At 68.0% G+C, this 9,870-nt stretch carries 8 protein-coding genes; 5 read left to right on the plus strand and 3 right to left on the minus strand.

Annotation, left to right across the window (positions count from 1 at the left end; all coding sequences use genetic code 11):
- Positions 1-95: 95 nt before the first annotated feature.
- Together Q0U08_RS13380 and Q0U08_RS13385 are read right to left on the minus strand one after the other, a co-directional pair.
- Positions 96-2,063, minus strand: a complete 1,968-nt coding sequence (locus Q0U08_RS13380; RefSeq protein WP_298091888.1) for a glycoside hydrolase family 97 protein — start codon at positions 2,061-2,063, stop codon at positions 96-98.
- A gap of 32 nt (positions 2,064-2,095) precedes the next feature.
- Positions 2,096-3,157: a LacI family DNA-binding transcriptional regulator gene (locus Q0U08_RS13385; protein ID WP_298091889.1), complete on the minus strand. Its 1,062-nt coding sequence runs from the start codon at positions 3,155-3,157 to the stop codon at positions 2,096-2,098.
- Between the two features lie 166 nt (positions 3,158-3,323).
- Here Q0U08_RS13385 and Q0U08_RS13390 point away from each other — a divergent pair, with 166 nt between their 5' ends.
- From Q0U08_RS13390 to xylA, 3 genes are read left to right on the plus strand one after another with little or no spacing between them, the layout of a single operon-like run.
- Complete coding sequence (locus tag Q0U08_RS13390) at positions 3,324-4,433, plus strand: glycoside hydrolase family 43 protein (RefSeq protein ID WP_298091890.1); 1,110 nt, start codon at positions 3,324-3,326, stop codon at positions 4,431-4,433.
- 35 nt (positions 4,434-4,468) lie between these two features.
- Positions 4,469-5,908, plus strand: a complete 1,440-nt coding sequence (gene xylB, locus Q0U08_RS13395; protein ID WP_298091891.1) for a xylulokinase — start codon at positions 4,469-4,471, stop codon at positions 5,906-5,908.
- Between the two features lie 13 nt (positions 5,909-5,921).
- Positions 5,922-7,232 (plus strand): xylose isomerase, encoded by a 1,311-nt coding sequence (gene xylA / locus Q0U08_RS13400; protein ID WP_298091892.1) that lies wholly within the window; start codon positions 5,922-5,924, stop codon positions 7,230-7,232.
- A gap of 39 nt (positions 7,233-7,271) precedes the next feature.
- Here the strand turns inward: xylA and Q0U08_RS13405 are convergent, their stop codons facing one another.
- Positions 7,272-8,378: an NADH:flavin oxidoreductase/NADH oxidase gene (locus tag Q0U08_RS13405; protein WP_298091893.1), complete on the minus strand. Its 1,107-nt coding sequence runs from the start codon at positions 8,376-8,378 to the stop codon at positions 7,272-7,274.
- 185 nt (positions 8,379-8,563) lie between these two features.
- Between Q0U08_RS13405 and Q0U08_RS13410 the strand changes: the two genes are divergently transcribed.
- Complete coding sequence (locus Q0U08_RS13410; RefSeq protein WP_298091894.1) at positions 8,564-9,454, plus strand: cell wall hydrolase; 891 nt, start codon at positions 8,564-8,566, stop codon at positions 9,452-9,454.
- 83 nt (positions 9,455-9,537) lie between these two features.
- On the plus strand, positions 9,538-9,759 hold the full coding sequence (locus tag Q0U08_RS13415; protein ID WP_112382510.1) for a DUF4170 domain-containing protein: 222 nt from the start codon (positions 9,538-9,540) through the stop codon (positions 9,757-9,759).
- Positions 9,760-9,870: the final 111 nt, after the last annotated feature.

Consider the following 9,870-nt stretch of genomic DNA (forward strand, 5'->3'; position numbering starts at 1 on the left):
CCTCCGCGCCTCCGCGCCTCCGCGCGAACCATCCTTCTTCTTCGCGTCTTCGCGTCTTCGCGTGAACCAACCTTCTCTGCGCCGCCAGCCGTCCCCTACCCCGCCGGCGTCAACCGCACCGCGGCGCCCCCCGAAGGCGCGAGCAGCAGCGGCAGCGTATCATCCGCACCCACCATGCGATCGGAACGCACGACACGGTCAGCGGCGGCGCCATCCTGCCAGATCTCCGCCTTGTACCGGCCTTTGCCGAGGAAGCCGAGCGGCAGGGTCACCGGGCGCCCCTGCTCGGTGGTCATCGCCCCGAGATACCAGTCACGCCCCTTGCGCCGGGCGACCACGACATGGCTGTCGATGTCGCCATCCAGGAAGCGGGTCTCGTCCCAGACCGTCGGCACCGCCTGGACGAAGCCGAATTCCGGCTGATCGGCATAGGCATCCGGGCTGTCGGACACCATCTGGAGCGGGCTTTCCCACACCACATACATGGCCAGCGCGGCGCCCCGCGTCGTTTGCGTCTGCGGCGGGCTGTTGACGATCTGGAAGTCGCCGGGCGTCCGGTTGCGGAAGCCGCCCGGCGTGTAGTCGAGCGGCCCCAGCACCATGCGCGTAAAGGCGAGATTGACGTTGTGCCGCGCGGTGATGAGGCGCGACCACTTGTTATATTCGGCTCCCATCACGCCTTCCTGCGTGACGTAATTGGGCCAGGTACGCGCCAGGCCGGTCGGCGGATAGGCGCCGTGCAGATCGACCATCAGATGCCGCTTGGCCGCCGCCGCCAGCACGCGATGATAATAATTCACCATCGCCTGATCGTTGCGGTCCATGAAATCGACCTTGATGCCCTTGATCCCCCAGCGGGCATATTGATCGAGCGCCTCGTCCAGCCGCTTGTCGAGCTGGCTCCATTGCAGCCACAGCAACAGATCGACGCGGCGCGCCTTCGCATAGGCGACCAGCTCGGGCATGTTCAGCCCGGCCTGCGTTTTCGTGATGTCGGTATCGGGCGGCGCCGAGCCGCCGACGCCCGAATTGAGCGCCCAGCCTTCATCGACCAGCAGATAGGGAAGCCGCGCCTGGCCGGCGAAATCGATCAGCTTCTTCAGCCCGGCCATGTTCATCGGCTCGGACGCCTGACCGGGGAAATACGGGCCGGACCACCAGTCCCAGGCCGACTTGCCCGGCTTCAGCCAGGACCAGTCGCCGCTGGCTTGCGGATTGAGGTTGCCGATCGTGTTCGATTCGATCAGTTGCCCCGCCTTGTCCGCCATCAGCACGACACGCCACGGCGTCACCACCGCCTGCCCCGCCGGCTTTCGCACCGCGGTCCGCAACTCGCCCGGCAACATCGCCTGGACCGTCTCGACCCCCAGGCCGCCATCGCCGCGCCCGGCGAAATAGCTGCCGGGGTAATCGGTGAGATCCGCCTCGGTCAGCATGAAGTTGGTGGCGCCGCTGGGCGTACGGCACAGCAGCGGATTGTCGTACAGGTCGGTGGGGCGAAGCTGGCTGATCTTCAGCGGATCGTAATAGCCTTCATGGCTGGAGGTGAAGCGGCCGACGTTCAGACCCCAGCACTGGTCGTCGGCCGGGAACGAGAAGCCGGTGCGCTCGACCCGGATTTCGGTGGACCTGGCGCCGCCGGGCATGGCGTAGCGAAAGGCGACGCCATCGTCATAGGCGCGCACGGTCAGTTCGATCGGCTGGCGGGCACCCGCCGGATCCCCGAGCGCCACGACCATCTCGTTATAATGGTCCCGCGCCCTGGCCGCCTTGGTCGCGACCAGCGGCAGCATCCGGTCGGCGGTCGAGCGGCGCAGTTCGCGGGCGCTCAGCGCATCGGTACGCGATCCGTCGGTGAAGTTGAAGCCGAGCGGCGACGGGGCGATCACGGGTTCGCCCCGGCGCGCGATCTGGAATTGCGGCGGACCGCCGGTGCTGCCGTTCAGGGTGAACAGGATGGTGCCGTCCGGCGAGGCAAGCGTGAGCGGGCCTTGCGCGGCAGCGGGCGACGCGCCGGCCAGAAGCGCAGCGGCGAGCATCAGCCCGCGGCGGGTGTTCGTCATGCTAATCCCCTCTTGAGTCGTGATCGCGCGCGTCAGCCGAGCCGGGCGGGGGGCCGCCGCCTGGGTGCCGCGTCCGACTGGCGCCGGATCAGGCTGAAATCGAGCAGACGGTGCGGTTCCGCCTCCCCCGTCTGCCGGCGGAGCGCCGAGACAAGCAATTCGACGGCGGCGCGGGCCATGTCGGCAATGGGTTGGTGGATGGTGGTAAGTTCCGGCCAGATGGCGGTGGCCAGTGTGGTGTCGTCGAACCCCACCACGGTCAGGTCGCCGGGCACGTCCAGCCCGCGGCGATGCGCCACCGCGACCGTGGCGGCCGCCATGTCGTCGTTGGAGGCAAAGATCGCCGATGGCGGATCGTCGCGCTCCAGCAGCCGTTCGGCCGCATCCAGCCCGGAGCGATAGGTGTAGAGCCCCTGCGTCACCAGCGCTTCGTCAAAGGCGATGCCCGCCTCCTCCAGCGCGGCGCGATACCCCTCGAACCGGCGATCGCTGGCGGTCAGGTTCGGATTGCCGCGGATGAAGCCGATACGCTGGTGACCCAGAGTCATGATGTGGCGGGTCATCTCAAGCGCGGCGGTACGGTCGTCGATGCGCACCGCCAGCATCGCCTCGCGTGGCTCGCCGCTGGCGACCAGCACGGTCGGGATGCGCGCCTGGTTGAGCACGGCGAGCACCGCATCCGCCTCGCACAAGGGCGGCGGCAGCACGATGCCGTCGATGCCGCCATCGATCAGGTGACGCGCGACCTCCACCTCATGCTCGCCGATCTCGCACTTCTCGACGATGATCTGCACGTCGGAGCGCGATGCCTGGTCGAGACTGCCGAGCAGGAATTCGCTGAGAAAGCCTGCGCTGGGATTGCTGTAGAGCATGCCGATGCGGATCTGCGCCGCGCCTGCCAGGCTGCGTGCCGCCGGATTGGGGGCGTAGTTCAGCGCCGCGATCGCCGCGTTCACCGCCTCGCGCGTGGCCGGGCGGACATTGTTCTCGCCATTGATGACGCGCGAAACGGTCATCAGCGACACGCCGGCCGCCTTGGCGACATCGCTGATGGTGGGAGCGCTACGGGTACGGCGCGTCGTTCTCTGGCTCATGCCCCCCTAGCTTCCACGATCACGCGGCAAGCGCAATCGGTGCCGGTCAATTCACGTTGATAAACCTGTTCATATTCTGCTTGCACGACAGGTCAGGCCAATTCTATGATAGCGCTATCCCAAAACGGTCCCGCCAAGAGGGCTGTCTGCTTAGGAAGGACGTCGCATGCGCCGCATCGGATCGCTGTCTGTTGTCGCCACGATGGCGCTCGCCATGGTTGCCTGCTCCCCTTCCAGCCCGGACGGAAATGCCGCCGCCGCCAACGACACCGCCGGCAATGCGCAGGAACAGGCCAAGCGCTATCTGTCGCAGCCGCTGGTCACCGAAATCTACACCGCCGACCCCTCCGCACATGTCTTCGGCGGCAAGATCTACGTCTATAACAGCCACGACATCGACGGCCCGACGCCTGAGGACGATCTGGGCGCGCATTTCGAAATGCGCGATTACCGCGTGCTGAGCATGGACAGGATCGGCGGCCCGGTGACGATCGGCCCGGTCGCGCTGGACGTGTCGCAGGTGCCCTGGGCGGAAAAGCAGATGTGGGCGCCCGATGCTGCGGAGAAGAACGGCACCTATTATCTGTATTTTCCCGCCAAGGACCGGCAGGGCGCCTTCCGCATCGGCGTCGCCACGTCGAAGAGCCCGATGGGCCCGTTCAAGCCCAATCCCCAGCCGATCAAGGGCAGCTTCTCGATCGACCCGGCCGTCTTCACCGATGATGACGGCAAGTCGTACATGTATTTCGGCGGCATCTGGGGCGGACAGCTTCAGCGCAACACCACCGGCACCTATGATCCCAACGGATCGAAGACCGACCTGCAGGCGGATGACAAGCCCGCCCTGACGGCCAAGATGGCGGCCATGGCGCCGGGCATGACCGAGTTCGCGGAAAAGCCCCGCGACGTCGTCATCCTGGATGAGCAGGGCCAGCCGATAAAGGGTGGCGATCATGACCGCCGCTTCTTCGAGGCGTCCTGGATGCACAAGTACAAGGGCAAATATTACTTCAGCTATTCGACCGGCGATACTCATTACCTGGTCTATGCGATCGGGGATTCGCCCTATGGGCCGTTCACCTTCAAGGGCCGGATCATGGAGCCGGTGGACGGGTGGACGACGCATCACTCCATCGTGGAATGGGACGGCCGCTGGTGGCTGTTCTACGCCGACACGCAACTGTCCGGCCAGACGCGGCTGCGCAACGTGAAGGTGACCGAGCTGTTCTACAATCCGGACGGCACCATCAAGACGATCAATCCGATCCTGAAATAATCCCCCCTGCTCCCTGGCGGGGAAAGGAAGCACGCATGTTCCTGGGTATCGATATCGGCACGTCCGGCGTGAAGGCGGTGGTGCTGGATACGGGCGGCGGGGTGGTCGCACAGGGCACCGCGCCCCTCACGGTGCAGCGGCCGCAGCACCTCTGGTCCGAGCAATCGCCGGACGCGTGGTGGAATGCCGCCTGCGCGGCGGTGCAGGCGATCGAGCCCGGCGTGCGGGCGCAGGTGCGTGGTATCGGCCTTGCCGGGCAGATGCACGGCGCCACGCTGCTGGGCGCCGACGACCGGCCGCTGCGCCCTGCGATCCTGTGGAATGACGGTCGATCCCATGCCGAATGCGCGGAGCTGGAACGCGTCGCGCCCGATCTGCACGCAGTGGCGGGCAATCTGGCGATGCCGGGCTTCACCGCGCCCAAATTGCTGTGGGTGCGGCATCACGAGCCGGACGTGTTCGCGGCCACGCGCACCGTGCTGCTACCCAAGGACGAGGTGCGGCTGCGCATGACCGGGGAGAAGGTGTCGGACATGTCCGACGCCGCCGGTACGCTGTGGCTGGATGTCGGCGCGCGCCAGTGGAGCGACGACCTGCTCGCGGCGACCGGCCTCGGGGTCGATCAGATGCCAGGGCTGGTCGAAGGATCGGCGATCTCGGGCATGTTGCGTGCCGAGGTTGCGCAAGACTGGGGCATGGACCGTGTGGCGGTCGCGGGTGGCGGCGGCGACAATGCGGCCGGCGCGGTCGGCGTCGGCGTGGTTCGGGACGGCGATGCCCTGCTGTCGCTGGGCACCTCCGGCGTGATCTTTGTCGCAAACGACCGGTTCAAACCGTATCCGCAAGGGGCGGTCCACGCCTTTTGCCACTGCCTGCCGGGCATGTGGCATCAGATGAGCGTGCATCTGTCGGCGGCGGCCTGCATCGACTGGGTGGCGCGGCTGATCGGCGCGGCGGGCGCGGCGGCGGTGTTCGAGCAGGCCGAGCGCGCCGGCCCTGCATCCGGCCCCGAACTGTTCCTGCCCTATCTGTCTGGCGAGCGGACCCCGCATAACGACGCTCAGGTGCGCGGCGGCTTCCTGCGGCTGGACCACGACACCGGCCCCGAACGGCTGGCGCAGGCGGTGCTGGAGGGGGTCGCCTTTGCACTCGCCGACGGCATCGGCGTGCTGCGCGCCGCAGGCACGACGATCGACCGGCTGGCGGTGATCGGCGGCGGTGCGCGCTCGCGCTACTGGGGTGGCACGCTCGCCGCTGCGATGGGGGTGCCGCTGGTCTATCTCCGTGGCGGCGAGGTCGGCCCCGCACTGGGCGCGGCACGGCTCGCGCAACTCGCGGTCGATGGCGGCGACCCCGCCGACATCTGCGTCCCCCCGCCCGTGTCGCACATCGTCGAGCCCGATCGCGACCTGATCGATCGTCTCGCCCCGAAATACGCCGCCTTCCGCGACGCCTATCCCCGTATCAAGCCCTGAACAGGAGCAATCCATGGCCACCGACTTCTTCGCCGACGTGCCGACGATCCGCTACGAGGGTCCGGATACCGACAATGAACTCGCCTATCGCTGGTACGACAAGGACCGGATGGTGCTGGGCAAGCGGATGGAGGACCATCTGCGCTTCGCCGCCTGTTTCTGGCATACATTCTGCTGGCCGGGGTCGGACGTGTTCGGCGGCGGCACCTTTGATCGCCCCTGGCACCGCGGCGCCAACGACAGCGCCGCCGCAGCGACCAAGCGCGAGGTGGCGTTCGACTTCTTCTCGAAGCTCGACATCCCCTATTACTGCTTCCACGATGTCGATGTGATGGCGGAGGCGCACGGCGTCGCCGAGCATCGCCGCCTGTTCGCCGAGGCGGTCGATCATCTGGAACGGTTGCAGGCCTCGTCCGGCCGCAAGCTGCTATGGGGCACGGCCAACCTGTTCGGCCATCCGCGCTTTGCCGCCGGCGGCGCGACCAACCCGGACCCGGAGGTCTTCGCCTTCGGCGCGATGCAGGTCCGCGACGCGCTGGAGGCGACGCATCGCCTGGGCGGCGCGAATTACGTGCTGTGGGGCGGCCGCGAGGGGTACGAGACGCTGCACAACACCGACCTCCGGCGCGAGCTGGACAATCTCGGCCGCTTCCTGACGCTCGTGGTGGAGCACAAGCACAGGATCGGCTTCAAGGGCACCATCCTGATCGAACCCAAGCCGCACGAACCCACCAAGCACCAGTACGACTTCGACACCGCCACCGTATACGGCTTCCTGAAGCGCTACGGCCTGGAGGACGAGGTTCGCGTCAATATCGAGGCGAACCACGCCACGCTGGCCGGCCACACCTTCGAGCATGAGATCGCGACGGCCGGCGCGCTCGGCATTTTCGGGTCGATCGACGCCAATCGCGGCGACCATCAGAATGGCTGGGATACCGACCAGTTTCCCAATTCCGTCGAGGAGATGACGCTGGCGATGCTGGAGATCCTGCGCGCGGGCGGCTTCACCACCGGCGGCTTCAACTTCGACGCCAAGGTCCGCCGCCAGTCGATGGAGCCGGTCGACCTGTTCTACGGCCATGTCGGCGGGATCGACACCGTCGCCCGTGGCCTGCTGAACGCCGCCGCGCTGATCGAGGACGGCCGCCTCGATGCGATCAAGGCCGAGCGTTACGCCGGCTGGGACGGCGAGTTCGGCCAGGCGATCGCCGGGCTGGACCTCGCCGGCATCGCCGACCTGGCCGAGACCCGCGCGATCGATCCCCGCCCCCGCTCCGGCCGGCAGGAGCGGATCGAAAACCTGCTCAACCGCTTCCAGTAAGCCGAACCGGCGGCGCCCATGTCGGGGCGCCGCCTCCCCTCATTCGCCGCCGAACAGGTCCTTGTACCGGCGCGGTTGCGAGCGGAGATATTGCGGGGCGGCCTTCACCTGCGCGCCCAGCTCGGCCGCGGCATGCCATGGCCAGCGCGGATCATAGAGGATGGTGCGGGCCAGCGCGATCATGTCGGCATCGCCCGTCGCCACGATCGCCTCGGCCTGTTCATACCCGGTGATCAGGCCGACCGCGACGACCGGCATGGTCGTTGCCTGCTTCACCGCACGGGCCAGCGGCACCTGATAATTGGGGCCGACCGGGATCTGCTGGTCCGGGTGCAGCCCGCCGCTCGACACATGGATCGCCGCACAGCCGCGCGCTTCCAGCGCCTGCGCAAAGGCGATGGTCTGCGCGACGTCCCAGCCGCCTTCCACCCAGTCGGTGCCCGAAACACGCATCGTCACCGGCTTGTCCGCCGGGAATGCTGCGCGCACCGCATCGAACACCTCCAGCGGAAAGCGCATCCGGTTCTCCAGCGAGCCGCCATAATCATCGTCCCGGTGGTTCGACAGCGGCGACAGGAACTGGTGCAGCAGATAGCCATGCGCGCCGTGCAACTGCACCGCGTCCAGGCCCAGCCGCGCCGATCGCTTCGCTGCCTCGGCAAAGGCATCGCGCACCCGCACCAGCCCGTCGCGGTCGAGCGCGACGGGCGCGACCTCATGATCCTCGAACGCGATGGCGGAGGGCGCGACCGTCTGCCAGCCATGCGCGTCGCCCGGCGGCAATTGCGCGCCGCCGTCCCATGGCCGCTCGGTCGAGGCCTTGCGCCCGGCATGCGCCAACTGGATCGCGATCGGCATGTCCGACCAGCGGCGGATGCCCTCCACCACCCGCGCCATCGCCGCCTCGGTCTTATCATCCCACAAGCCGACATCCGCCCAGGTGATCCGGCCTTCGGGCTCCACCGCGGTCGCCTCGATCGTCAGCAAACCCGCGCCCGACAGCGCAAGCTGGCCGAGATGGATCAGGTGCCAGTCGGTCATGCATCCGTCCTCGGCGGAATATTGACACATGGGCGCGATGACGATGCGGTTGGACAGCGCCATGTCGCCAAGCGACAGGGGCTGGAACAGGGCGGGGGTGTTCATGCGGATCTCCGATCATTGAACTGCGCCGAACGGTTCGGCCGGTCGCTTGCCCGCCACAACACGCAAGGGGCAGCGGACGTTGCGATAGGCCCGACCCGGCCGGGCGCGCCTTAACCTCGTTCTAACCGGCTGGAGAATAAGGCGGGCGCGTGAGGCACCGCCACCTTCCGCCCCTAGCCCGTGCCGTGCTCGTACTCGCGGCCGCCACGTCGTGCGTGCCGCAGCCGCGGGGCGTGCGCGAAGCCGCGCCGCAGCCCGCCCCGCTCGCCGCGCAGCCGCTGCTGCGCGAACTGGCGCTGGACGTCCCCGCCGACGCCGTCGCACCCGAGGCTGCGGCGCTGCCCGGGGCAACGCTGGCGCCCGCCCCGCCCTTCTCAGGCCAGGCGGCGAGCGCGGACGATGCGGCACGCGCCGCCGACTGCCTGACCGCCGCCGTCTATTACGAGGCCCGCTCCGAACCCGTCGAAGGGCAGCGTGCGGTGGCACAGGTCGTGCTGAACCGTGTACGCGACCGGGCCTTCCCGCGCAGCGTTTGCGGCGTCGTCTATCAGCGCTCGTCGCGCGGATGCCAGTTCAGCTTCGTATGCGACGGATCGATGGAGCGGCAACGCGAGCCGAACGCCTGGGACCGGGCCGCGGCGGTGGCGCGCGGGGCGCTGGCGGGTCTGGTCTATGATCCGGTCGGCTCGGCGACCTTTTACCATACCACCGCGATCCTGCCATGGTGGGCGCCCAGCCTGTCGAGGATCGGCACGGTTGGCACCCACATCTTCTACCGCTGGCGTGGCGGCATGGAGCGCGCGCTGGCCTTTCGCCAAAGCTATGCGGGCGTGGAGCCGGGCACTGCGCCGATGCCCCTAGCGGCGGCGGACGCGCCGCCGATGGCCACCGTGCTGGCCGAGGAGGTGGAACGCACCGGCGGCGTCACCATTCACCGCGGTGAAAAGACGCTGATCGCCGAGGGCAAGGCACCGGTGCAGCAGAGCGGCGGCGTCCGCATCCATCGCGGCGTTCCGGCCCCGGCCGCGCCCGGCGATGGCGGTGCGATCATCGGCGACGAGGAAAGCCCGACCTGACCTGTCATCGGCATGTGGCGGTTAAGCCCTTCAAACCACCGCCCCTTGCCGCTAGGGAAGCCGCAACCATCAGGAGACACCCCTTGAGCAAGCTGCATCTCGTCTTCGGCGGTCGCGTCAGCGATCCCCAGACGCTCGATTTCGTTGATCCTTCCAAGCTGGAAGTGGTCGGCATCTTCCCGGATTATGCCAGCGCCGAAAAGGCATGGCGCGCCGCTGCGCAGCGCACGGTGGACGATGCCGAAATGCGCTTCGTGGTCGTCCACCTCCACCGCCTGCTCGAGCCGCAGCTTCCGCTGGCCTGAGGCGCTCTGCAGTCAGACCAGGTGGTGAGTAGGAAATAGCCCCTCCCCTTCAGGGGAGGGGTTGGGGTGGGGCGCTTCCTCGAACGGCTCGCCCGCGGACAGACCCCACCC

Origin of the sequence: uncultured Sphingomonas sp. (assembly GCF_946477935.1) — a bacterium.
Classification (GTDB): Bacteria; Pseudomonadota; Alphaproteobacteria; order Sphingomonadales; family Sphingomonadaceae; genus Sphingomonas.

What these genes read in the sequence shown, in the direction of transcription:
- Q0U08_RS13385 (WP_298091889.1), bottom strand. Translation starts at nt 3,157, where the DNA reads ATGAGCCAGAGAACGACGCGCCGTACCCGTAGCGCTCCCACCATCAGC.
- xylA (WP_298091892.1), top strand. Translation starts at nt 5,922, where the DNA reads ATGGCCACCGACTTCTTCGCCGACGTGCCGACGATCCGCTACGAGGGT.
- Q0U08_RS13380 (WP_298091888.1), bottom strand. Translation starts at nt 2,063, where the DNA reads ATGACGAACACCCGCCGCGGGCTGATGCTCGCCGCTGCGCTTCTGGCC.
- Q0U08_RS13405 (WP_298091893.1), bottom strand. Translation starts at nt 8,378, where the DNA reads ATGAACACCCCCGCCCTGTTCCAGCCCCTGTCGCTTGGCGACATGGCG.
- xylB (WP_298091891.1), top strand. Translation starts at nt 4,469, where the DNA reads ATGTTCCTGGGTATCGATATCGGCACGTCCGGCGTGAAGGCGGTGGTG.
- Q0U08_RS13390 (WP_298091890.1), top strand. Translation starts at nt 3,324, where the DNA reads ATGCGCCGCATCGGATCGCTGTCTGTTGTCGCCACGATGGCGCTCGCC.